Annotated in this window: 18 protein-coding genes; 8 read left to right on the top strand and 10 right to left on the bottom strand. The window is 60.7% G+C overall.

Annotated elements, in window-relative coordinates; translation table 11 throughout:
• Positions 1–50: 50 nt before the first annotated feature.
• A complete protein-coding gene (locus tag EI293_RS12245; protein ID WP_125437998.1) occupies positions 51–1238 on the bottom strand; it encodes a THUMP domain-containing class I SAM-dependent RNA methyltransferase in 1188 nt (395 codons plus the stop codon).
• A 137-nt stretch (positions 1239–1375) separates the two neighbouring features.
• Between EI293_RS12245 and EI293_RS12240 the strand changes: the two genes are divergently transcribed.
• Positions 1376–2422, top strand: coding sequence for a hypothetical protein (locus tag EI293_RS12240; RefSeq protein WP_125437996.1), 1047 nt, complete (start codon positions 1376–1378; stop codon positions 2420–2422).
• 58 nt (positions 2423–2480) lie between these two features.
• Here EI293_RS12240 and EI293_RS12235 read toward each other — a convergent pair whose 3' ends face one another.
• Both EI293_RS12235 and EI293_RS12230 read right to left on the bottom strand, forming a co-directional pair.
• Positions 2481–3053 carry a hypothetical protein gene (locus tag EI293_RS12235; RefSeq protein ID WP_125437994.1) on the bottom strand — a complete coding sequence of 191 codons (573 nt, stop codon included), beginning with the start codon at positions 3051–3053 and terminating at the stop codon, positions 2481–2483.
• Between the two features lie 20 nt (positions 3054–3073).
• Positions 3074–4030, bottom strand: a complete 957-nt coding sequence (locus EI293_RS12230; protein WP_125437992.1) for a peptidase associated/transthyretin-like domain-containing protein — start codon at positions 4028–4030, stop codon at positions 3074–3076.
• Between the two features lie 1258 nt (positions 4031–5288).
• Here EI293_RS12230 and EI293_RS12225 point away from each other — a divergent pair.
• The 4 genes from EI293_RS12225 to EI293_RS12210 all read left to right on the top strand — a co-directional run bounded on the left by EI293_RS12225 (position 5289) and on the right by EI293_RS12210 (position 11656).
• A complete protein-coding gene (locus EI293_RS12225; RefSeq protein ID WP_125437990.1) occupies positions 5289–6686 on the top strand; it encodes a sugar MFS transporter in 1398 nt (465 codons plus the stop codon).
• Positions 6687–6835: 149 nt separating this feature from the next.
• Complete coding sequence (gene murB, locus EI293_RS12220; RefSeq protein WP_125437988.1) at positions 6836–7864, top strand: UDP-N-acetylmuramate dehydrogenase; 1029 nt, start codon at positions 6836–6838, stop codon at positions 7862–7864.
• A gap of 205 nt (positions 7865–8069) precedes the next feature.
• On the top strand, positions 8070–9086 hold the full coding sequence (locus EI293_RS12215; RefSeq protein ID WP_125437986.1) for a hypothetical protein: 1017 nt from the start codon (positions 8070–8072) through the stop codon (positions 9084–9086).
• A gap of 269 nt (positions 9087–9355) precedes the next feature.
• On the top strand, positions 9356–11656 hold the full coding sequence (locus EI293_RS12210) for a phospholipase D-like domain-containing protein (protein WP_125437984.1): 2301 nt from the start codon (positions 9356–9358) through the stop codon (positions 11654–11656).
• Between the two features lie 91 nt (positions 11657–11747).
• Here EI293_RS12210 and EI293_RS12205 read toward each other — a convergent pair whose 3' ends face one another.
• From EI293_RS12205 to EI293_RS12180, 6 genes are all read right to left on the bottom strand, one after another.
• Positions 11748–12134 (bottom strand): hypothetical protein, encoded by a 387-nt coding sequence (locus EI293_RS12205; RefSeq protein WP_125437982.1) that lies wholly within the window; start codon positions 12132–12134, stop codon positions 11748–11750.
• Positions 12131–13054, bottom strand: a complete 924-nt coding sequence (rlmF, locus tag EI293_RS12200; RefSeq protein ID WP_125437980.1) for a 23S rRNA (adenine(1618)-N(6))-methyltransferase RlmF — start codon at positions 13052–13054, stop codon at positions 12131–12133. The genes EI293_RS12205 and rlmF overlap by 4 nt, the downstream gene beginning before the upstream one ends.
• Before the next feature lie 31 nt (positions 13055–13085).
• Positions 13086–13730, bottom strand: a complete 645-nt coding sequence (locus tag EI293_RS12195) for a Pr6Pr family membrane protein (protein WP_125437978.1) — start codon at positions 13728–13730, stop codon at positions 13086–13088.
• 129 nt (positions 13731–13859) lie between these two features.
• Complete coding sequence (locus tag EI293_RS12190) at positions 13860–16277, bottom strand: endonuclease MutS2 (protein ID WP_125437976.1); 2418 nt, start codon at positions 16275–16277, stop codon at positions 13860–13862.
• Positions 16278–16470: 193 nt separating this feature from the next.
• Positions 16471–17229 carry a TIGR02757 family protein gene (locus EI293_RS12185; RefSeq protein ID WP_125437974.1) on the bottom strand — a complete coding sequence of 253 codons (759 nt, stop codon included), beginning with the start codon at positions 17227–17229 and terminating at the stop codon, positions 16471–16473.
• A gap of 114 nt (positions 17230–17343) precedes the next feature.
• Positions 17344–18354: a LysM peptidoglycan-binding domain-containing protein gene (locus EI293_RS12180; protein ID WP_170170357.1), complete on the bottom strand. Its 1011-nt coding sequence runs from the start codon at positions 18352–18354 to the stop codon at positions 17344–17346.
• A 213-nt stretch (positions 18355–18567) separates the two neighbouring features.
• On the opposite strand from EI293_RS12180, the gene kdsB reads away from it, so the two are divergent.
• The gene (kdsB, locus tag EI293_RS12175) at positions 18568–19317 is read left to right on the top strand and encodes a 3-deoxy-manno-octulosonate cytidylyltransferase (protein WP_125437970.1); all 750 of its coding nucleotides are present in this window, start codon (positions 18568–18570) and stop codon (positions 19315–19317) included.
• Between the two features lie 63 nt (positions 19318–19380).
• Here the strand turns inward: kdsB and EI293_RS12170 are convergent, their stop codons facing one another.
• The gene (locus EI293_RS12170) at positions 19381–21516 is read right to left on the bottom strand and encodes a glycoside hydrolase family 97 protein (RefSeq protein ID WP_125437968.1); all 2136 of its coding nucleotides are present in this window, start codon (positions 21514–21516) and stop codon (positions 19381–19383) included.
• A 241-nt stretch (positions 21517–21757) separates the two neighbouring features.
• On the opposite strand from EI293_RS12170, the gene EI293_RS12165 reads away from it, so the two are divergent.
• Together EI293_RS12165 and EI293_RS12160 are read left to right on the top strand one after the other, a co-directional pair.
• Positions 21758–22180 carry a putative quinol monooxygenase gene (locus EI293_RS12165; protein WP_170170356.1) on the top strand — a complete coding sequence of 141 codons (423 nt, stop codon included), beginning with the start codon at positions 21758–21760 and terminating at the stop codon, positions 22178–22180.
• An 82-nt stretch (positions 22181–22262) separates the two neighbouring features.
• Positions 22263–23171, top strand: a complete 909-nt coding sequence (locus tag EI293_RS12160) for an ADP-ribosylglycohydrolase family protein (RefSeq protein ID WP_125437966.1) — start codon at positions 22263–22265, stop codon at positions 23169–23171.
• The last annotated feature ends 54 nt before the right edge of the window (positions 23172–23225 follow it).

Here is a 23225-nt window from a genome sequence, read left to right as displayed (position 1 = left end):
CCTCGACAAGCTCGGAATGACGTTCTACTTGTACTCTGCTATACTGCCGACTACTCCGGCTTGCTCACTTTCCGGGTGCCCTGGTACAGCTCGTATTTCAGCAGGCGGCAGTCGATGGGGCCGTTGTAGAGGGGCGTGCGGCGGCTGGCTTTCAGGCCGATGCGCTTGGCGGCCTCCAGGTTGCCGGTGAAGATGTAGGCGTCGTAGCCCTGGAAACCCGATTTCAGCGTGTCGCCAATGGTTTTGTAGAGGGCATCCATTTCCAGTTCATCACCGATTCGCTCCCCGTAGGGCGGATTCATGATGACGATACCGGGCGCTTCCTTGGCGGGGGCTTTGGCTTCCTTCACGTCGCGCACGCCCAGCCGGATGAAGTCTTCCAGGTCGGCGGCGGCCACGTTCTCGCGGGCCAGCTCGATGAACTCCCTGGACAGATCGGAGCCGGCCAAGTAGGCCTGGGGCTCTTCCAGGCGCATCTGGCGGGCATCCAGCTGCACCGATTCCCAGAGGGCGGCGTCGAAGTCGGCCCAGTTCTCAAACCCGAACTTGCCCTGATGGTAGAGGCCAGGAGCGATGCGCTGGGCAATGAGGGCCGCCTCGGTGAGCAGCGTGCCCGAGCCGCACATGGGGTCGATGAGCGTCTTCTTGCCGTCCCAGCCCGCGAGCAGCAGCAGGCCGGCGGCCAGGGCTTCGTTGAGCGGGGCCACGTTGGTTTGCTGGCGGTAGCCGCGCTTGTGTAGGGATTCGCCGGAGGCATCAAGGCTGAGCACCACCTCATTCTCAATCATGTGCAGATGCAGCCGGATATCGGGGTTCTTCACGTCCACGCTGGGCCGCTCGCCGGTGCGGTTGCGGAACTGGTCCACAATGGCATCCTTGGTGAGCTGGGCCACGAACAGGGAGTGGTCGAAGGTGGATTTGTTGACCACGGCCGTGATGGCAAACGTCTGGTCCTGGCGGATGTACTTGCTCCAGTCAACGCGGCCGACTTCCCGGTACAGGGCTTTCTCGTCGGCGGCGTAGAAGCTGGCGAAGGGTTTGAGGATGCGCATAGCGGTGCGGCACCACAGGCAGGCTTCGTAGAGCAGTTGCGTATTGCCGGTAAACTCAATGGCACGCTGCCCCACCTTTTCGATAGTGGCCCCGAGCTGACGCAGCTCCTCAGCCAGTACTTCTTCCAGCCCGAACTGGGTGGTGGCGGTCATGTAAAACGGGGCGGAGCGGCGGTTATCGGCCATAGAAATGCGGGAACGGTGGCAAAAGTGAAGCCGCAAAGGTCGGCAAAGAAGCCCGCTTCTGCTGCATAGCTTTTGCGGGTAGCGGCCCTGGCTTCGCTCCGCGCCCCACAACCGGCGGCAATCTGCATCTTTGCGCCATGCGTGCCTCTTTTCTATTCGACCCCAACAAAAACTCCCTGTTTTACCTGGTGCTGTTTCTGGCCCTGGCCGTGCTGGGCCTCACGGCCTACGACGCGCTGAACGGCCACTACTCCATTGTGGGCAGCGTGGCCTCGTTTCTGGGGCTGTTCGTGGCATTTCAGAGCTGGAAGGCGGCCGATGAAGCCTCCCGCAACTCCGATCAGGCCATGCAGCAGATGCACCAGCTCACGAGCGAAACCCGGCAGCTGGCCCAGGAAACCCGCCAGCTGGTGGAGCGCTCCAACGTGGTGGAAGAACAAATTCAGAGCGCCGTAGTCACCATCAGCGACGCCACGAGGGAGCTGTACAAGGGGTTTCAGCCGATTATGCAGCGCATGGCCGAGTTTCTGGAGCAGGCTGCCGGCAGCGAGTACTTGGCCCTGCTCACCGACTCGGCCGCCATTGGCACCTTTTACGCCCGCCACCACCGCCCCGAGCTTAACCAGCGCGAAATGCGCGCCCTCACCGACCGGATTCACGACTTGCTGCTGGACCGTGCCCGGGATTCGCGCGAGTTCTACCTGGCCACCCTGGCCGCCGACGAAGCCCCCGAAACCCTCCCCCCCACCGCCGACCAGCACGGCCGCCTGCACCACTTTGTGCAGGGCGTGTGGCAGCAGTTTCACCCCGATGCCGATACCATTTCCCCCGAGTACTGGGAGGAGCACCGGGCTCAGCACCAAGCCACCCTGCGCCAGCTCGACGACGCCTTCCAGACGCTCTCGGAGCACCCCGAGCAGCGGGCCGCCGGCCTGGGCGTGCACCAGTTGGTGCCGGTGCTGCCGTTACAGCTGCTGTTGCGCTTCGATGCCGAGGCTAAGGAGCCATTCCGGGCGCTGGTGGTGTTTCTGGGCCAGTACAACCTCGATAAAGTGGCCGAGGCCCGAGCCCTGCAAACCACCGACCCCGAGCTGGTGCGCACCTTCATCAGCATGTTCGAGAGCCTCACCAGCCTCGATGACCACCCCGGCTACCAGCAGCTGCGCCGGCAGTTTCCGCTGTAGCGCGCCAGTGGTGAGCGGCAACAGGTAGAAGTATCCTATCCCCTTCTGCAGGCAGGCCCTACACCACTGACCCCGGTAAAGAAGTCACCCGACTCGCCCGTGCTACTTTCTCCGGTTTATACTCCAGCACAAACGGCAAACATCCTCCCAGGGCCACCAAGGCACCCAGTAAAGTCGCGCAGGCAACCATCCATTCTTCTAAGCCTGCTTCGTCAAAGCCTCGCTGCATCTGCAGCGCTTCTGCTTTTACCCGCTGGGTCATATTTGCTACCGAATCGATTTTGCGGGCTTCCCAATCCAGCCGCCGCACATAATAGTCATCTATCTGCCGGCCATACACGAATACGCAGGCGGTGCTGAGCAAAACACCCAGCACAGCAGCCCCGATACCATTCCGGAGAAAGAAAGATGCTTTTCGACATTCCTGTTCGTTTGCACCAAGCCGCAGGCTCCGATACAGGAGTACCACCATCAAACCAGCACCAATACCTAATAAGGTCATGTACAGAAAAGGAGAAGCATAAAAGTCCCGACTGATGGTTCTTCCCATAAACAGCAGTAACGACAGTAACGCCAATAGGCTGCCATATCCCAGCATCGTGCCCAATTTGTTAGAGTACATCTGTTTCATTTTTTTTCTTTGAATCCGGGCTAGTCCTGGAGTGCGTCCAATTCCATTCGAACACTGTAAGAATGCGTGATGCGTTGTACCCAGGAGGTAGTAGCACCTGTTCGATACCAGATGGTATTGGTGGGCACAGCATAATTCGCCGTCAATTTTGGATATACCGTCAGAGGAGTAAAAGCCACGACGGATTCTTTTGTAGCCGTGTGGGCTTTTATGAGTAGTTGTGGCTTTTTGCCAGGTTGTAGTTTCACAGATTCCAGCACCAGATCCGGATTCGTCAGCAAACATTCCACCATCACGTACACGCCCTCGGCAGGTACCGTCAGGCTATACGATGCCAAATTCAGCGTCAGGGTTTTGCCGGGCAGATCGGCTAACTCTCGCAAGCCGTACACCATCGGCGTCGGCAGCAAATCCACAACTCCGGGCCGGGGCGGGTTCTGTTCATCGCCTCCCCCAATCACGTTGAGCAGCCGAATGCGCAAACGACCTTCCTTAGGCCGCTCAGCCAGGTAGAGGCGCAAAGTCATCAATTGCAACGCAGTGGCTGTCGTGCGGCGGTCCGGCCGCAAAAGCACGGCCACTGCCTGCCCTGGCAACAACCCTGAGCCGATTAACCGACCGCCGTCGGGAAAGGTAGCCAAGGTAACAGGCCGACCGGGCCGCACCAGTATTTCCTGCAAGGCGGTGGCTTGCGGAAACAGACGGATAGTATCCGGGCGGTTGTCGGAGCGAGCAAGCCGGGTCACTTCCAAGGGGGTATATCCAAGCCTGCTCACCCGAATATGAACCGTTGGGCTGGGCAGAGAGAATTCCCCGTGACTGCTTGCTGTTAACCCACCAATTATTCCTCGGTCATCTAACTGTTCAACGGCAGCAAATTCAACAGGCTGTCCCGTTTTAGCATCCACAATCAATGCTTTATAAACGGGCGCCTGGAGGAAACACCAGAACAAAGCAGCGTAAATCACTTGAAACATGTATATTATTTAGTCAGCGCATAGTACAGGCATCAGACTCTCCTCTGGAGGAAATCTGATGCCTGTATGCTTAGCAAAGCAGAGAATCAATTCGCTTTAGACAGAATCTTTTCGAAAGTAAAACCCTGCTGTATTTTGTTTTTTTCCTACAAAATACAAAATCACTCATCTACCTACAATTAACAGTCAACGGTAGTTACAGATTTGATTTGACCAAACCATCCGTATTCTACTACTTCCGTCTGATTGTTTACACAAGGCATGTATACATCCGTGTGCGGAGCCGGATTCATTATCCTTGCTGATGCCTTATTGAAAACTGCCGTACCGAATACGAGTGACAAAGTCATAGCAGCTGCTACAGCAAATTTAAAATTTTTCATTCTAAAATTTTTACAAAACACTATCCTATGCCTACTCTATCTGCTTTTCGGCCTACGCAACGGTCTGATGTTGGCCAACGTGCGACTGCGTCACATAGATGGGATGATATATTTACAAAAAAAAAATTAAATGATTATTTATATTTAATATCTCAATTGTTCACTTTATGAATTTAAATAGAATCACTACATATCTGATATTTCATCATTAGGCTTCATAATCCGCCCACATGATTTACACGGTCCGGACGTGAACTATGCATTTTCCGGACGTAACATGTATCCTGAGCTTTATAAATAAGTCGTTTACTGTCAAATAACGAAGTGTTCACGCAGCGCCCAGAACAGGTACAACCCACTAACGCCTAACTACGAGCCAACGGCTATGAGGCTCTGTACCAGCGGGTGGCTTCCGCCTATGACTGATGCTGTAACTGCTTTATATAGCTGTTTCGTAAACGCTGTACGTGTGCTGTAGTGGAGACGCGACACTTCGCTTCTCCACGTTGAACGGCCTCAGTGAGGCGGCTCGCATCAGAAGACGCGAAGTGTCGCGTCTCTACACCGTTCGCGAAACTGCTATAAGTCTATATGCACCTCCATCTATTTCTGAGGGGTAAACGCAACTATTCCCCACCAAAAAATAGAAAAAGCTTTTATTTTACTTACCGTACCACCATCAATTACATGAACGCGCAGGTGCAGTTTGCCCGCTGGTAGGCCGGCGGCCGGTGCGCCGGACTCGTGCCCCAGCAAGCCCGTCGGCCACGCCGGCCCGTAATGATTAAGGCATTCTGTACTTCTGACAAAAACTCCGTAGCATTGCTAAGCCGGCCTCACGGGCCGGCTTTTTGTTTCTCTCACCCCCGCCTGTTATGGCCGCTCCGGTTACCTCCTCCACCCCCACCCTCGCGCCCGGCACCACCCGCTCCTACGTGGGCCCGATGGTGCTGATGACGACCCTATTCTTCCTTTTCGGGGCCGTTACCAATTTCAACGACGTGCTCATGCCCTACCTCAAGGACGTGTGCCAGCTCACCGATCTGCAGTCGTCGGCGGTGCAGTCGGCCTTTTTTGGGGCGTATTTCCTGATGTCGTTGCCAGCGGGGCGGCTGCTGGAGAAGCTAGGGTTCAAGCGCGGCATTGTGGTGGGGCTGCTGATTATGGCCGTGGGGGCATTGCTGTTCGTACCCGCTGCCAACTCGCGCACGTTTGGGTTATTTCTGCTGGCGTTGGGGCTGCTGGGGGCGGGCGTTACGCTGCTGCAGGTGGCGGCCAACCCGTACGTATCGGTGCTGGGGCCGGCCCGCACGGCCGCCAGTCGGGTGAGCATTGTGGGCGTAGCCAACGGGCTGGGCGGCACCATCTCGCCCCTCATTGGCGGCCTGATTCTGTTCGGGGGCTCGGCCGTACTGAAGGCGCAGTTGGCGGCTTTGCCGCTGGAGCAGCGCCTTACCCAGGAAGCTACGCTGGTGAAGCCCCTGTACCTGGGGCTGGCCGCCTTTCTGGCCGTGCTGGCGGTGCTGTTTTTCCTGGTGCGCCTGCCCGAAATCGAGAGCATTCCGGCCGATGAGGAAACGGCCGCCGCTCCCGCCGAAACCGGCCGCCGCTCCGCCCTCGACTACCGCCACCTGGTACTCGGTATAGTGGCCATCTTCACTTATGTAGGTGTGGAAGTAGGCCTGGGCTCGTTCCTAATTCGCTACGGCGAGGCCCAGGGCATCAGCCAGCTCAGCGGCTTCACACAGGAGCTGGTGCGCGGCCTGAGCCTGGCCACCAACTGGGCCGCCGCGCTGTTCGGCAACACCCCCGAGCCCATTAATACCACCGCCGGCTTTACCAAAGCGGTAGGCGCGGTGCTGGTAGCATCCTATTGGTTCGGGCTGATGGTGGGCCGTATTATCGGGATTCCACTCCTGAGTCGTTTCAATGCCCGCAAGCTGCTGGTGGGCGTGTGCGCGGCCGGCACTCTGTTCGTGGTGCTTTCCATCTTCAGCCGCGGCGAAACGGCGCTGTGGCTGGTGGTGCTGTGCGGTATGTGCAACTCCATTATCTGGCCGGTAGTGTTTCCGCTGGCCATTACCGGCCTGGGCCGCTTCACCAAGCAAGGTTCTTCCTACCTGATTATGGCCATTGTGGGTGGGGCCATCATTCCGCCCCTGATGGGCCTGGTAGCCACGCACGGCGGCGGCCTGCGGGTGGCGTTTGTACTACCCGCCCTGTGCTACGCTTACCTACTGTACTACGCGCTGAGCGGCTACCGGGTGCGGTAAGCCCAGAGGCTACGCAACGCCAAAAACTTAAAAGGCCCGGCCCACCCGGGCCTTTATTGGTAGCCGCCTACTCCGGCACCAGCGGCAGGCCGAAGGTGTAAGGCAGCCAAACGGCTACCTTTGCCGCACATCATTCGCTCTGCATTGCTATGGCTTCGGCTCCCGTACTTGAACACCACGTTTCCCTGCGCCCTTTCAACACGTTCGGGCTCGAGGTAAAGGCCCGTCTTTTTGCTCGTTTTTCTTCCGTGGAAGAATTGTGCGCCTTACTGGCTTTACCGCAGGTACAGGCGGCCGAGAAACTGATTCTGGGCGGCGGGTCCAACCTGCTGTTTACCCAGGATTTCGACGGCGTGGTGCTGAAGAACGAGATTCACGGGCTGGAAATCGTGGATCAGGAGGAGGATTCGGCGCTGGTACGGGCCGGGGCCGGCGAGTCGTGGCACGGGCTGGTGCAGTACACGCTCAGTCAGGAGCTGAATGGCATCGAAAACCTGTCGCTGATTCCGGGTACCGTGGGCGCGGCTCCGCTCCAGAATATCGGGGCCTACGGCGCGGAGCTGAAAGACACCTTCGACCACCTGGAAGCCGTGGAAATAACTACCGGTCAGCTGCGCACGTTTTCGGCGCAGGAATGCGGTTTTGGCTACCGGGAAAGCATATTCAAAGGGCCGCTCAAACACCAGTATGTAGTAACCGGCGTGGTGCTGCGCCTGCACCGTCGGGCCCGGCCCAACGTGAGCTACGGAGCCATCCAGACTACGCTGGAAGATATGGGCATCGGGGGCGAGCCCACACCGCGCCAGATCAGCGAAGCCGTCATCCAGATCCGCCGCAGCAAACTCCCCGACCCGGCCCAGATCGGGAATGCCGGCTCGTTCTTCAAGAACCCGGAAGTGTCGCAAGGCAAGTTCGATGAGTTGAAAGCACAGTACCCCGACCTGCCGGGCTACCCCGTCCCGGGCGGCGTGAAAGTACCCGCCGGCTGGCTTATTGAGCAGTGCGGCTGGAAAGGGCTACGGCGCGGGGCCCACGGCGTCCACGATAAGCAGGCCCTGGTGCTGGTAAACCACGGTGGTGCCCAGGGCCACGATATCCGGGAGCTGGCCCACGATATTATAGCCTCGGTGCGAGAGAAGTTCGGCATCGAGCTGCACCCCGAAGTCAACATTCTGTAACCCCCTGCCAACGGGCCGGCTGCTGCCTAAGCGGCCGGCTCGTTTTGCTACCGGCTTTTTTCCCAGAGCCGGAAAAAAGTGCAGGATTTTCGGAATCGAAAGGCGTATTTTTACCTCTGCTGGCTTCAGTACCGTTCTGCTTACGCTCGCATTGTCACTTCCTGCTTTTTTAGTAGCCAGTCAGCCCACCACCACCCTTCTACACATGAAACGAGTAGTACTTTCTGTTTTGCTGTTTTCCACGGTACTGGGGGCCCAGGCCCAACGCCAGTCGGCCCGCTCCAAAGTAGCGGCCGCGCAGCCAGCCGCGCCGGCCCCTGCCCCGCCTACCCTCACGGCGGCCCGGGCAGCCGGCCCCGGAGCCACGGTTACGGTGCGGGGCGTGGTCACCAACGGCCCGGAGCTGGGGCAGCTGCGTTTTGTACAGGACCGGCAAGCCGGCCTGGCTGTTTTTTCCACCACCAATACCGACCTGCACGCCCTTATTCCCGGCGACAGTGTGCAGATTACCGGCACGCTCAAGAATTATAACGGCCTGCTGGAAATGGACCCGGTGGCCAGCGTGACGAAGCTTGCCTCCGGCCGCCCAGTGGTGCCCATTGAGGTGGAAGCCGCCGACCTGGCTACCGTATTTACCGATGAGTACGAGGGCCGCCTGATCCGCATTAAGGGACTGACCAGCCTGACTACGGCCACCGGAACGCCCATTGAGGCCCTGAAAGGCAACACCAACTACCTTCTCAACGGGCAGCGGGCCACGCCCGTGCGCATCAACGTGGCCTCCATGGGCGAGAAAGGGCTGCTGGAGAAAACGCCGCCCACCAGCACGTTTGACCTGATTGGCACCGTGAGCCAGTTCACCCAGAACGGCACCGGCGGCTACCAGCTGTTGCCCCGCCTCTACACCGATTTCGTGGTGGCCGGAGGCCTGCCCGCCATTCAGGGGGAGCCTATTCCGACCAACATTTACCGCAACGGCTTCACGGTACTGTTCCAGACGGCCAACCCCGGCACCACCAAAGTGGAGTACGGCAAAACCTCAGCCCTGGGCACGGTTATCAACCTGCCGGCTCCTACCACCAGCCACAGTGTAGATATTCCCAATCTGGAACCCAGCACGTCGTATTACGTGCGTGTTTCGTCCACTAACGCGGCCGGCACCTCTACTTCGGCGGCTGTGCCAATGCTCACCGATAACAAGAAAAAGCCGGCCGCTAAGTAGTATTGCCAGCCGCCTACTCGCTCCACCATTGGTGGAACCGCATGCCGGAGCCGCAGCCCGGAAGCCCACGTTGTACGCAATGATGCAACGCCCGGCTTCCGGCTTGCGGCTCCGGCATCCTGGTTTATTGCGTTTATCCGGCGGGAGGCGCTGCTTGGTCGGGCATCATCAATTCTTCACACTGCGCAGCTCAAATTTCAGGCTGAAAATCAGGATATTTGTTTCCGTTTTTCAGTCGCACATCTTCCCCCCAATCTTTTTCTCATTTGATGAAACAAGTACTCTTGCTGGCCTCGCTTCTCGGGGCGGCCTCGTGGTTGCCGGCGCAGGCCCAGACTGCCATTACCATTGCCCAGGCCAGGGCGCAGGCGCCGGCTTTCAATGCCTCCGGGGCTACTGTTACGCTACGCGGGGTGGTTACCAACGGCCCGGAGCTGGGTGTTATCCGCTACATGCAGGATGGCACGGCCGGCATCGGAGTGTACTCCACCACGCTCACGCCCAACGTGCGCCCCGGCGACTCCATTATCGTGACCGGTACGCTGAAGGACTACCGGGGCCTGCTGGAGCTGGACCCGGTGGCGTCCTTGACGGTGCTGGCGGGCAACCGGCCGCTGCCTACGCCGGTGTCGTTTCCCTCGGCTAGCGCCGCTGCCGCCTACGCCGAGCAGTACGAGGGTCAGCTGGTGAAACTGGCCAATGCTACCACGGTAACTACCGCGGCCGGTGCGGCCGTTACGGCGTTTTCCAGCACTACGTACCGTATCAGCGGCAACGCTACCACCGTCCTCTATGTAAACTCGGCCTCCAACGGCCCCGACGGCCTGATTGGCAAACCCTCGCCCACGGGCATATTTGATGTGGTGGGCATCATGAGCCAGTACACCACCACGGCTCCCACGGGCGCGGGCACCGGCTACCAGCTGTTGCCGCGTCTCTACGCCGACTTCCAGCAGGGCAACACGCCCAACCTGGTAAACGCCCCCTACCCGACCGGCATCAGCACCACCGGCTTCACGGTGAATTTTCTTACCCAGAACGCCGGTAATACCAAGCTGGAGTATGCCACCTCGGCGGCCGGACCGTTCACGGCCGTGAGCAACGCCACCAGCAGCACCAGCCACAGCCTCGCTATTACGGGTCTGCAGCCGGCTACCATCTATTACGTGAAGGCCAGCAGCACCAACGCCACCGGCCTTTCGGAGTCGCGGGTGATTCCTATGATTACGGCTTCCCAGTCGACGGGCAAGATGCGCACCTACTTCACCCGCCCGGTGAATACGGCCCTGGCCAGCCCCGGCAACAACGCTACCTACCTACCTGGCGGCGCCGTAGCTGATACCATTGCCCGCTACATCGGCCGCGCCCAGCAGACGCTCGATATTGCCATCTATAACTGGAACAGCCCGGCTATTCTCACGGCCGTCAACGCCGCCAAAGCCCGGGGCGTAGCCATTCGGGTACTCTACGAAAACGACAACACCAACGCCAGCATTGCGGGTCTGGCTGCCGGCATTCCCAGCCTGGGCCGCCAGACGCAGCAGAACATCATGCACAACAAGTTTGTGGTGATTGACGCCAACAGCACCAACCCCAACCAGCCCTGGGTGTGGACCGGCTCCACTAACTGGACGCCCGCCCAGCTCAGCACCGACCAGAACAACTCCATTGCCATCCAGGACCAGTCATTGGCCAAGGTGTACGCGGTAGAGTTCAACGAAATGTGGGGCTCGGGCACGTTGGCCACGGCCAAGTTCGGCTCCCTGAAAACCGATAACACCCCGCACTACCTCAACATCGGGGGCAAGCTGGTGGAATCGTGGTTCTCCCCCACCGATAACGTGAACGGCCGCCTGATTCAGGCCGTACAAACGGCCGACAACGACCTGCACATTGCCACCATGCTCATCACCCAGACTGACGTCGGCCGCGCCATCCGCGACCAGATTCAGGCCAAAAACATGGCCAGCTGCTCGGAAGTGCTGCTGGACGAAATCACCGCCAATACGGCCGCCCAGAGCATCTTCGACAACATTCAGGGCGTGCTGGGCAACCGAATCATGGTCGATAACGTCTCGGGCCAGATGCACCATAAAACCGCCATTATTGACGCCGGCGCGGCCCAATCGGACCCGCAGGTATTCGTGGGCTCGCACAACTGGAGCCTCTCGGCCAACACGGAGAATGACGAAAACACGCTCATCGTGCACGATGCCCGCGTGACCAACCAGTACTACCAGGAGTTTGCCCAGCGCATTGCCGATCAGAACAAGGGTATTCAGGTGTGTAACCTCGTGCTGAGCAGCAAAACCGCCACCGTGCAGCGCAGCAGCGTGCAGGTGTACCCCAACCCCACCAGCGGCAAATTCCAGCTGCGGGTGCAGTCGGGTGCCGCCCGCACGGCCCGCGTCATCCTGCGCGACGCCACCGGCCGCGTGGTGCTCGACCAGACCACGGCCCTCACCGGCCAGGACGTGAACGTGGACGCCTCCAGCCTCCGCGCCGGCCTCTACCTGGTACACATCGAAACCGCTGAAGCCACGCAGGTTAGCCGCGTAGTGGTAGAGTAGGTTTCTTTTGAAGAAGTTAGATGTGAGAACTTAGAAGACAGACTTCTCATCCAGTAAAAAAGGCGGCTCCCAATATCGGGAGCCGCCTTTTTTACTGGGCTGTGTCTTTTTCCTCGTGACAGTCAATAGATAAGCCGAATCCGCTCCTACCCAACCGTAGCATTTCCTGAGCGTCGAAGCCCAACGCGCATTGATGAGTGTACAGGTAAGTAAGACTTAAACTGATGCTTTCTTTTTCGACACCCAGTCGTAACAGCGCATCAAGCTTCGGCTCCAGCAGGTCAAGAAAGACATCGATGAAGTCGAAATAAGGGGCTTCGTCATCTGAGACAACCAGATAAGACCAGAAGTCCGGTTTCTCAGGACCAAACCAGTGCTTTTCCCAGGGCTCCGGCGTGACACCCAAAAGCTGAGTTATAGCATCGAAGGTTTCGAAACCGGGCTTGTCATACCCGATGCAAAGTCTGTGATACTTCATTTCCACCGCCGGGCGGCCCAGGCCTGGCGCTGTTCGGGCGTCTGGAAGGTCCAGGCCACGAGGCGGCTGACCTTCTGGCCCTGGCTCATGCTAATGGTGCGGGTTTCGGGCGAGCCGGCCAGTTTCAGGAAGTGGTAGATGCTGGGCAGGGTTTCCTTTTTGGAGATGAGCGTGCTGAACCACAGCACCTGCTGACCAACCGCCACGCTCTGGGCCACCATGCGCCTGAGGAAGCCTTCCTCGCCGCCTTCGCACCACAGCTCCGAGTTCTGGCCCCCGAAATTCAGGACCGGCTCCGGCGTTTTTGGGTAGCCCAGGTTACGGCCCTTGCGGCGGCTGCCCTCGGCGGCCTGCTCGGCCGAGGAGTGGAATGGTGGGTTGCACATCACCAGGTCGAACTCCTCACGCGGCTTCACGATGCCATCGAATACGTAGGCGGCGTGGGTTTGCTGGCGCAGGTCGATGCGGCCGGTGAGCACAGGGTTGGCGGCCACCATTGTACGCGCCGATTTCAAGGCCACGGTATCCACTTCTGAGCCCACGAACCGCCAGCCGTACGCCTGCGAGCCGATGATGGGATACACGCAGTTGGCCCCCACGCCCACGTCCAACACCTGCACGGCCTTGTCGCGCGGTACGACGCCGGCGTGGTCTTCGGCCAGCAAATCGGCGGCGTAATGCAGGTAATCGGCCCGGCCGGGAATAGGCGGGCAGAGGTAACCGGCGGGCACGTCCCACTGGCTCACGCCGTAGAACTGCTTCAGCAGCGCCCGGTTCAGGGCCTTCACGGCGGCCGGATTGGCGAAATCAATGCTTTGGTCGCCGGCCGGATTGGGCACCACGAAGGCTGCCAAAGCGGGGCTCTGGGCAATCAGCTGCGGAAAATCGTAGCGGGCGTTGTGGGGGTTGCGAGGATGCAAAATCGAGAGGGAAAAAGATGAGAAAACCGCCTCAGCGGTCTGATAACGGGTTGCGACGGTGCCGCCAGTTGGCCACGCTGCTCAGGAGCAACGAAAACGTCAGCAGCACCAGCAGCACCACGGCACTATTGAGCAGCACGCGCGGATAGCCCAGGGCCGCCGCATCCACGAACGGGTACGGATAAAACCCAGCACCGGGGCCGCGCAGCAGCGTGTAGGCCAGGTACGCCGCCGGGTACAACAGCCAATACGGCACCGTGCGCAGCCGCACCGGCCCACCGGAAACGAACCCGAGCCAATAGCCCAGCACGAACAAAGGTACGAGGCCGTGAATGATGTCGTCGGCCACGCGGCCCCAGCCGGCCACGGGCACCAGCCCGCGCAGCACCGTCTGGTACACCACACCCACCACCAGGATGTACACCGTGAGGGCCGTGCCCACCTCTGGCTGTTGCACCCAGCGCTCCAACCGCCCGGCCGGAACCAGTGCGCGCACCAGAAAATACGCCGTAATCAGCGCATTGGTCAGGATGGTGAAGTAGCTGAAGAAGCGAATGACCGCTTCCAGCGGCGGCAGTTGCCGGTTGGTAAACGTGAGGTAGAACTGCAGCCCCAGGCCCATCAGCCCCAGCATGGCCCCCACTACCGCCCAGCGGCGGCTTCGCGTATCGTTCATGGCAAACCCCTGATCAGGAAGAACCACCAGCGCGGCGGCTTGGGGCAATATACTGGTTACCCCATATAAAACGCCCACCCCGCACCCCATTCGGGCAGCACGAGGCGGGCATTTTAAACAGTGAATCTCCTACTTCAGCACGGCCACCGTAACGCCGTCGCCGCCGCGGTCGGCGTGCTCGTCGGCGACGCTGGCCACCTGGCGGGTGCGGTGCAGGTAGTCGCGGGCAATCTGGCGGAGGACGCCGTTGCCGCGGCCGTGCAGGATTTTGATTTCCGGCACGCCCAGCATCACGGCGTCATCCACGTAGGCCATGATGCGGTTGAGGGCATCTTCGGCCCGCTCACCGCGCAGGTCGAGGGTGGTATTAAAGCCGGCCATGCGGCCCGTAATATCCAGGGTGGCGTGCTGGGCCGGGGCCTTGCGGGCGGCCTGTTTTTCCCGCTCCCGAATTTCGGAACGGGTGAGCTTTTCGAGCTGGCTGACCTTAACAATCGTCTTCATTCCCCCGAAAGAAACTTCCGCCGTCTTGCCCTTCACACTCATGATTTCGCCGTGCCCCTCCTGACCCAGCAGCGCCACTTTGTCGCCGTTTTTGAGGGTATTGGGGTCGGCCATCTCGCGGGTGGCGCGGGGCTTGGGCGGCTCAATCTGGAGCTTCTCGCGCACGAAGGTGTCGAGCTTCTGGCGGGCATCCTTGGTGCGCTCCTTCTCGGCCTGAGCCAGACGGATTTCCTGAATAGTGGCCTCAATCTGCTGGTTGGTATCCTTCAGAATGAGCTTGGCCTTGGCTTTGGCGTCGCGCAGCACCTCCAGGGTGGTATCGTCGAGGTACTTCTTGAGGTCCTGGTACTCCTGGGCCGCCTTTTTCAGCCGCCGCTCGGCCTTGGCGGCTTCGGCGGTGCGCTGTTCTAGCTCGGTTTTCTCCTTTTCCAAGCCTTCTAGCAGCCGGTCGTAGCGGATCTTGTCCTTGCCCACGAGCTGGGTGGCCCGCTCCACAATCTGCTTCGGCAGGCCGATTTTACGGGCAATTTCGATGGCAAACGACGAGCCCGGCTTCCCGATTTCGAGGCGGTAGAGCGGCTGCAGTTGGTCGGGGTCGTAGCGCATGGCCCCGTTCACGATGCCGGGCGTGCGCTCGGCGTAGTTCTTGAGGTTGGTGTAGTGGGTAGTGATGACGCCGAAGGCCCGGGCGCGGTTGAGCTGCTCCAGCACGGCCTCGGCAATGGCCCCACCCAAGCTAGGCTCAGTCCCGGTCCCGAACTCGTCAATCAGCACCAGACTGCGCTTATTAGCCAGGGTCACGAACTGCTTCATGCTGAGCAGGTGCGAAGAGTACGTACTCAGGTCATTTTCCAGACTCTGCTCGTCGCCAATATCCAGGAAGATATCATCGAACATGCCGGCCTCGGAGGTTTCGCCGGCCGGAATCAGCAGACCGCACTGCAGCATGTACTGCACCAGACCCACCGTTTTCATGCTCACCGACTTACCGCCCGCGTTGGGCCCCGAAATCAGCAGAAGCCGCTGTTCTGGGTTCAACTCGATATCCAGCGGCACCACTTCGCGCGGGTCATCCTTGGCGTGGCCCAGGAAGGTGAGGTAGAGCAGCGGGTGGCGCACTTGGTGCCAGCGCAGCAAGGGGCGCGGGTGTAGCACTGGCAGCGTGGCTTCCAACTGCCGCGCCAGCTGCGCCTTGGCCCGGATGAAATCGAGCAGGCCCAGGTACTGATACGCCTTGCGCAGATCCGGAATGTGGGGCCGCAACTGGGCCGTGAGCTGAATAAGAATGCGGACCAGCTCGCGGTGGTAGGCGTTATCGAGGTCCTTGATGTCGTTGTTGAGCTCGAACACGGCTTCCGGCTCAATATACACCGTCTGGCCCGTGGCCGATTCATCGTGAATCAGGCCCTTTACGCGGCGCTTGTGCTCGGCAATAACCGGTAGCACCAGCCGCCCACCCCGAATGGTGGGCTCGGAACCTTCGGGCACCCAGCCTTCACTCTTAGCGTGACGCAGAATCCCGGCAATCTGCTTGCGGAGCTGCCCCTGGCGGGAAATCAACTCCTGTCGGATCTGGCGCAGCAACGGCGAGGCATCGTCGCGCACGAGGCCTTCGTCGTCCACCACTTTATCCAGATTAGACAGCAGGTTACGGTCGACCTGCACGCCAATACCCAGCAGACGCAGCGTGGGGTAGAGAGTTTCTTCGGCGCGGGTAAAAAACAGCAGGGCCTCGCGGATGGTGCGCAGGCTCATCTTCACGGCATAGAAGGCCGCCACCTCCAAGTACGCGCCGGGCAGACTAGCGCGCACCAGGTGCGGGTTCACATCGTGGTAGTGGGAGCTGGGAAATTCGACCCCGCCGTTGAGCAGCTGGCGAAATTCGTCGGTTTGCAGCAGCAGCTTTTCCAGCTGGTCGTGCTTGGTCTGGAAGCTCATTTTGGCCACAAACTGCCGGCCCAGCGCGCTCAGGCACAGGCCGTCCAGCATCTCACGCAGCTGCGTGAAGCCAATTTTCTGCTCAAAATTCTGGGGTAAAATCAAATCGGGGAGTCTTGGAAATCAGAATGGAATGCGAAGATAAACAGTGTAGCGGGGCAGAAAGATTCACTTTATTTAATGTGTGAAGTATGGATAATATGTGAAATGCGAAAATGGAACGCCAGTGCTGTAAAGCAGTACACCAGAACGAGCAATGGCTGACCTATTTCACGTTCGGCATATTCTGACATATTCCCTACATTTCCCCTTCCACGCCCAGCCCGAACAGGGCGAAATCGTACTTCACGGGGTCCTGGGGGTCGAAGGTGCGGAGGTGGGCGGTAAGGTCTTCAGCGGCCAGCCAGTCTACCTGCTTGCGCTCGAGCAGGCCCAGGCGGCGGGCCACGCGCTCCACATGCACGTCGCAGGGGCAGATGAGGTCGGCGGGCGAAAGGCGCTGCCAGAGGCCGAAGTCCACGCCGTGGGCGTCGGGGCGCACCATCCAGCGCAGGTACATGTTCACGCGCTTGCAGGCCGAGCCCCGGGCCGGGGTGGCTACGTGCTTACGGGTGCGCTGGGGGGCGTCATCAAGGCTAAAAAACAGCGTATGGAAGTTTTCGAGCCGCTCCTTCTGCGTATTGCCCACCAAAAACGCGTCTTCCAACGTATCGTGTCGGGTGTAGTACCACCGGAGCCAGTGCACGAAATAGAGCAGGTCGGTGTCGCAGAAAGTGCGGTGGCAGAAACCCAGCAGCCGCTTCAAATCCTCGTCGTGGTGCTGGAGGATGAACTGGTGAGGCGCGTTATCCATGCGCAGCAGCAGCTCCCGGCACTTGCTGATAATGGTGGGCCGCCGCCCCCAGGCCAGCAGGGCCGCAAACAGCCCGCTGATTTCCACATCGGCCCGCTGTGCGAACTGGTGCGGAATGCTGATGGGGTCGAGCGTAATAAAGCCGGGCTGGTCGTAGTGCCGGTATTTCTCATCGAGCAGAGCCCGAACCTGCGCGTGATTCATGCGGTGAAGTGGTGAGTTGGTGATTGAGTGACTTAGTGAGTTTGCCGTTCTAGTTGCGCAGTTTGTGCGAATTGAACGGCAAACTCACTAAGTCACCACTTCACCATTTCACCGTTACGGTACGTAGTTGGTTTCCACGCGGAAGCGCTGGTCGGGGGTGGCCAGGCGCTGCACGGCTTTCTTGGAGAGGCGTACCAGGATGTTGGTGTTCTCGCCGGTATCGGGCAGCTGGCCAATTACCCGCACGTACACCGACTGCCCGTTCATGATGTTGCGCACCTGCATGATGGTGCCCACCGGTGCGGTTTTGTGCAGGGCCAGGTACTTGTCGGATGCATCGGTCTGGATGCTGGTGGCCAGGCCGCTTTCCGACACCCGCCGCACAATCTCGCTGGCTCTCGACGGGCCGCGGTCCTTCTCGGTGGCGGGCGCTTCGGGCGTTACGGCCGGGGCCATAGCCGAGTCGCGGGCCCGTTCGCGGGCGGCCCGCTCCCGGGCTTCCTTCTCACGAGCTTCCCGGGCGTCTTTCTCCGCTTCCTCGTCCCGCTCGGGGCGGGTGGTGGGCGTGGCAGCCCGGGTTGGAGCCGGCGTGGTGGTGGCAACCGGCCGAGCAGCAGCCGGGCCGCTACCGGCGGCTACGATTACTGTTTCTCCCACGCGCACGTTGTAGGTGGTGGCGAAGCCATTGAGGCGGGCCAGCTCGGCGGGCGTAGTCTGGAAGCGGCGAGCAATGGCAAACAGCGTCATGCCGGCTTCCACTTTATAGACTTTGTTGCCCCGGGCATCGGTGGGCAGCGCGCGGGTGGCGGCGGGCACGGCGGCCGTGGCGCGGGGCGCGGCCGGCTGCGTGAGCACCACGCGGTTGCGCGGCACCAGCACCACTTGGCCGGTGACCAGCGCGCCTTTCTGGCCTGAATTGGCTTCCACAATATCCTCCACCGGCACTTTGTAGCGACGGGCCAGCCCGTAGAGCGTTTCGCCGGGCGTCACGCGGTGCTTGATGAGCATCTTATTGCCCCGGTACTCTATCCCAACCGAATCGGGCGGGGCCACCGGCCGCGGGGCCGCCAGGGCGGAGAAACCAGCAAATACAAACGCGGCAGATAGCAACGGAAATCGGGACATACAATTCGGCAGGCAAAAAACGGCAATGGGCAACCCACGATGGGCACGGCCTCCTTGCATAAAGTTTGCCGAAAGTTACGGATTCAGCCGAAAGCACGGGAGATTATCACGGAAGCAATTTTCACTTGCTGAATTTCCGGATGAGCCCCCGGCAAGCCGGTTCTGCGGGTTTTTCGCGTTTTTTGCGCCACTTACTTCCTGTTCCCACTTCGTATGCTCGCCATTGGTATCATTCCCGCCCGCTTTGCCTCCACCCGCCTGCCCGGCAAGCCCCTCGTCGATTTGGCCGGCCAGACCATGATTGAGCGGGTGGTGCGCCAGGCCCGGCAGTCCAGCCTGAGCCGGGTGGTCGTGGCCACCGACGACCAGCGCATTCTGGACCATGTACGCGGCTTCGGCGGCGAGGCCGTGCTCACCCACCCTGACCACCCCAGCGGCACCGACCGGGTGCGCGACGCCTACGAGCAGCTGGGCGTGCAGGCCGACTGCATCATCAACATCCAGGGCGACGAGCCGTTCATCCATCCCAGCCAGATCGACGCATTGGTGCAGCTGTTTGCGGTGCCCGCCCCGCCCCAGCTGGCCACACTGGTGAAACCGGTAGTGAGCGAGGAGGAGCTGTTCAGCCCGCACCTGCCCAAAGTGGTGCTCAACGCCCGGGCCGAGGCCCTGTACTTCAGCCGCCACCCTTTGCCCTACCAGCGCCAGCACCCGCAGGCCGAGTGGCTGCAACACCACCGCTACCTGCGCCACATCGGCCTCTACGCCTACCGCCCCGACGTGCTCCGCGAAATCACCCAGCTGCCGCCCTCGCCGCTGGAGCTGGCCGAAAGCCTGGAGCAGCTGCGGTGGCTGGAAGCCGGCTACCGCATCCAAACCGCCGAAACCACCCTGGAAACCATCGGCATCGACACGCCGGAGGACGTGGAGCGGGCGTTGCAGCACTTGTCTGGACAGAATTAAAAAAGCCCGGTGGCCTTCCCTAGGGAAGGCCACCGGGCTTTTACTTACTCGTTTCAACTCGCCTTACTTGGCTTCTACCACGCTGATGGCGTAGCCGCCACCCGGCGCGCAGTACTGCGTGAGCTTGGATTTGCGCGTCACGTTGACTTTGCGGATGGTGTAGGCTTTGGGGTTTTTCTCGTAGTGGGCGTCCTTGGCGTCGGCGTAGATGGTGGCCACGTACTTCTTGCCGGATTCCAGGAAATCGAGCTTGATGTTGCTGGTGCGGCCCTGCTCGTCGCAGGTGCTGCCGATAAACCAGCTGCTTTTGCCCTTGGCCTTGCGGGCGTAGGTGATGTAGTCGCCGGGCTCGGCTTCCAGCACTTTGGTATCGTCCCAATCCACAGCTACGTCCTTGATGAATTGGAAGGCGTCGAGGTGCTGGTTGTAGTGCTCGGGCAGGTCGGCGGCCATTTGCAGCGGGCTGTACATGGTCACGTAGAGGGCCAGCTGCCGGGCCAGCGTGCTGTGCACAAACGACGTGTTGCTGGGGTTGAACGAGCTGATTTTCGTCTCGAAGATGCCCGGCGTGTAGTCCATCGGGCCGCCGATGAGGCGGGTGAAGGGCAGAATGGTGGTGTGGTCGGCGTTGTTACCCCCAAACGACTCGTACTCGGTGCCGCGGGCGGCCTCGTTGCCGATCAGGTTAGGGAAAGTGCGGCTCAGGCCGGTGGGGCGCACGGCCTCGTGGCCGTTCACCATGATTTTGTGCTTGGCGGCCTGCTCCAGCACGTAGTTGTAGTGGTTGATGAGCCACTGGCTGTAGTGGTGCTCGCCCAAAGGCAGCACGTCGCCCACGTAGCCGGTTTTCACGGCGTTGTAGCCGTTGTCGTTCATGAACTGGAAGGCCTGCTCCAGGTGCCGCTCGTAGTTGCGCACCGAGCCCGAGGTTTCGTGATGCATCATCATCTTCACGCCCTTGCTCTCGGCGTAACGGTGCAGCTCCTGCACGTCGAAATCCGGGTACGGCGTCACGAAGTCGAACACGTAGTCCTTGTGCTTGCCGAACCAGTCTTCCCAGCCGGTGTTCCAGCCTTCCACCAGCACCGCATCAAAGCCATGCAGGGCGGCGAAGTCGATGTACTCCTTCACGTGGGCGGTGTTGGCGCCGTGGGTGCCGTTGGGCTTCACGGTTTTGTAGTCGATGGAGTCGAGCTTGATGTTCTCCTGGTTGGTGTACGACCACGAGCTTTTGCCCGTAATCATCTCCCACCACACGCCCACGTACTTCACGGGCTTGATCCAGGACACGTCCTGGAACTTGGTGGGCTCGTTGAGGTTGAGCACCAGCTTGGACTGCAGAATATCAGCCGCTTTGTCGCTGACAATCACCGTGCGCCACGGCGACTGGCAGGGCGTCTGCAGGTAGCCCTTGTTGCCCACCGCGTCGGGCGTCAGGTGCGAGGTCAGCACAAACGTCTTGTCGTCCAGCTCCAGGTGCATGGCCGAGTAGTCGATCAGGCTGGCTTCGTGGATGTTCACGTAGAGGCCATCGGGGCGCTTGAGCATCAGCGGCGTCTGCAGGCCGGTGGGCGAAAACGGGGTCTGGGAGGCGTTGGGCGTGGTAGAGGCTTTCATCAGCCCGCGCACCTGCGAGAGGTTCGAGGTGACGGTGCTGTACTCCTGGGTGTCGTAGTCGCCGGGCAGCCAGAAGGCTTTGTGGTCGCCGTTGAGGGCAAACTGGGTTTTCTCTTCCTTCACCACGAAGTAGGCCAGCTCGGGCTGACGCGGAAACTCGTAGCGGAAGCCCAGGCCGTCGTCGAACAGCCGGAACCGCACCCGCATTTCGCGCTTGGTGGCGGGCTGGGTGAGCGTCACGGCCAGCTCGTTATAGTGGCTGCGGATGGTTTTCACCTCGCCCCACACCGGGTTCCAGCTTTCATCTACCGAGCGGCGGGTGGCGGCGGTTTGGGTGAAGCCGCTGGTGAGGGCCACCGCGTTTTGCAGCTCCAAACCCAGCTTGCTGGTGTTGAGCACCGGCCGGCCTTTGTAGCTGAGGCTGTAGGTGGGCACGCCGTCGGCCTGCACGTTCACGCTCAGCGTCAGCTGCTTGTTCGGCGACTGGAGGTCTTCGGCCTGGGCCGTGGCGCCCCACGCCAGCAGCGCCAGCAGCAGGCCCCGGCGGGCGGCGGGCAGAAAGGAAATAGTGGGAATATTCATGCGGAGAAGGTGGAAATAAAGATGGTTCGGCCCACCGGGCCAAGGGTCGGAGATGAGGACTGCAAGTTGCGTTGCGGCCGGGGCTTTTACTACCGTCCTGTTGCCCGGTTTACCTGCGGTGTTGATTTTTGCGGCGTGTTCCGGCCCGGCAATGGCAGGGTTTGGGGGCCGCCGCGGACATTTTGCTGCGCGTCACTCCCAATTCCCGTACTTTCCTGACTGCTACCAACCATTCGGGAATATGAAACCAGCAACTGCCCTTCCCCTCCTACTTGCCGGCGCGCTGCTGGCGTATTCGTGCAGCCGCCCGCCGGGCAAAGCGCCAGCCGCGGCGCCCCAGAATATGATGATCCGGTTGTCGGAAATCGAGATTGAGCCGCGCTACCTGGCCGAGTACACGGCCATTCTGCGGGAGGAGTCGGCGGCGTCGGTGCGGCTGGAGCCGGGCGTCATTTCCATCTACCCGATGCAGCAGCAGGCCGACCCAAATCAAATCCGGATTCTGGAGATATACGCCAGCCGGGCGGCGTATGAGGCGCACCTGAAAACGCCCCACTTTCAGAAGTACAAGACCTCGACCCTGCACATGGTGAAGGCCCTGCGGCTGATTGATATGCAGGCCCTCGACCCGGCCACCATGCCCGCGCTGTTTCGGAAGCTGTAACAGGCCGTCGCACCGTAGCGCGAACTACACGGTACACACTACGGTGCTACGCCCCCGATTACCTGACTTTATCAACCGCACTATGTTACGCGAGAAATTTGAAGCCTGCCTGCTTGCCGGAGCCATCGGAGATGCCTGGGGCAGCAGCTTTGAAAACGAGCAACCCGCTGCCGCTACGTTTTATCTCGGCGGCCAGCCAGCAGCCCCGGTCCGGCGCTGGGCCATTACCGATGATACCCAGCTGACGCTGGCCACCTGCGAGGTGCTGGCGGCTGGCCCCTTCGACCCCACCCGTCTGGGGCAGCAGTTTGTGGCCTACTACCGGCAGGGCCGGCTCACCGGCCTCGGGGCCAGTACGCTGCAAGCCATCCGCAACGCGGAGGCGGGAATGCCTTGGACGCAAACCGGCCGCCGGGGGCAGTACGCGGCGGGCAACGGGGCGGCCATGCGCATCGCACCCTTCGCCTTCTACCCCACTACCACCCGGCAAATTCTTCACGACGCCTGCGCCCTGACGCACCGGAACGAGGATGCTTATGCCGGCGCGCTGGCCGTGTACCTGGCCATTCGGGCCGCTTTAGACCACACCTGGACCGGCCACAACAACCTCCTGGCCCTGCTCCTGCCAGACCTGCCGGATACCAACCTGACGGACCGGCTGCGAGAGCTAAGCGCATATCCGCCCGACGCTACCATTGCCGAGGCCGCCCGACTGGGCAACAACGGACATGTCGTCAACTCGGTGCCCTTCGCCCTGTTCTGCGCCACTAAAATCCGGAACCTGGGCCTGACACGGCTGCTGCTGCAGCTCATAGCCAACGGGGGTGATACAGATACCAACGCCTCGCTGGCGGGGCAGGTAGCCGGGGCGTTGGTGGGGCCGGCGGGTCTGCCACCGAAATTACTGCAGCGGCTGGCGCAGCTGCCGGAATATCCGTGGATACGGAGCGTGCTGGGGCGTACCGGGCCAGAAGTAGCGAGGACTTTGTAGTTCGCGCCTCACACCGTTGCGGCCTTGTGAACGGCACCTTAGCGCGAACTACAC

The organism is Hymenobacter perfusus, from assembly GCF_003944765.1.
In the GTDB taxonomy this organism is placed as follows: domain Bacteria; phylum Bacteroidota; class Bacteroidia; order Cytophagales; family Hymenobacteraceae; genus Hymenobacter; species Hymenobacter perfusus.
The sequence above is the reverse complement of the archived record's forward strand: the minus strand, read 5'-3'. Positions and strand labels throughout refer to the sequence as shown.

What these genes read in the sequence shown, in the direction of transcription:
- EI293_RS12170 (WP_125437968.1), bottom strand. Translation starts at nt 21,516, where the DNA reads ATGAATATTCCCACTATTTCCTTTCTGCCCGCCGCCCGCCGGGGCCTG.
- EI293_RS12235 (WP_125437994.1), bottom strand. Translation starts at nt 3,053, where the DNA reads ATGAAACAGATGTACTCTAACAAATTGGGCACGATGCTGGGATATGGC.
- EI293_RS12195 (WP_125437978.1), bottom strand. Translation starts at nt 13,730, where the DNA reads ATGAACGATACGCGAAGCCGCCGCTGGGCGGTAGTGGGGGCCATGCTG.
- EI293_RS12205 (WP_125437982.1), bottom strand. Translation starts at nt 12,134, where the DNA reads ATGAAGTATCACAGACTTTGCATCGGGTATGACAAGCCCGGTTTCGAA.
- EI293_RS12160 (WP_125437966.1), top strand. Translation starts at nt 22,263, where the DNA reads ATGTTACGCGAGAAATTTGAAGCCTGCCTGCTTGCCGGAGCCATCGGA.
- EI293_RS12225 (WP_125437990.1), top strand. Translation starts at nt 5,289, where the DNA reads ATGGCCGCTCCGGTTACCTCCTCCACCCCCACCCTCGCGCCCGGCACC.
- EI293_RS12165 (WP_170170356.1), top strand. Translation starts at nt 21,758, where the DNA reads ATGAAACCAGCAACTGCCCTTCCCCTCCTACTTGCCGGCGCGCTGCTG.
- EI293_RS12210 (WP_125437984.1), top strand. Translation starts at nt 9,356, where the DNA reads ATGAAACAAGTACTCTTGCTGGCCTCGCTTCTCGGGGCGGCCTCGTGG.
- EI293_RS12185 (WP_125437974.1), bottom strand. Translation starts at nt 17,229, where the DNA reads ATGAATCACGCGCAGGTTCGGGCTCTGCTCGATGAGAAATACCGGCAC.
- EI293_RS12240 (WP_125437996.1), top strand. Translation starts at nt 1,376, where the DNA reads ATGCGTGCCTCTTTTCTATTCGACCCCAACAAAAACTCCCTGTTTTAC.
- EI293_RS12230 (WP_125437992.1), bottom strand. Translation starts at nt 4,030, where the DNA reads ATGTTTCAAGTGATTTACGCTGCTTTGTTCTGGTGTTTCCTCCAGGCG.
- kdsB (WP_125437970.1), top strand. Translation starts at nt 18,568, where the DNA reads ATGCTCGCCATTGGTATCATTCCCGCCCGCTTTGCCTCCACCCGCCTG.
- EI293_RS12215 (WP_125437986.1), top strand. Translation starts at nt 8,070, where the DNA reads ATGAAACGAGTAGTACTTTCTGTTTTGCTGTTTTCCACGGTACTGGGG.
- murB (WP_125437988.1), top strand. Translation starts at nt 6,836, where the DNA reads ATGGCTTCGGCTCCCGTACTTGAACACCACGTTTCCCTGCGCCCTTTC.
- EI293_RS12245 (WP_125437998.1), bottom strand. Translation starts at nt 1,238, where the DNA reads ATGGCCGATAACCGCCGCTCCGCCCCGTTTTACATGACCGCCACCACC.
- EI293_RS12180 (WP_170170357.1), bottom strand. Translation starts at nt 18,354, where the DNA reads ATGTCCCGATTTCCGTTGCTATCTGCCGCGTTTGTATTTGCTGGTTTC.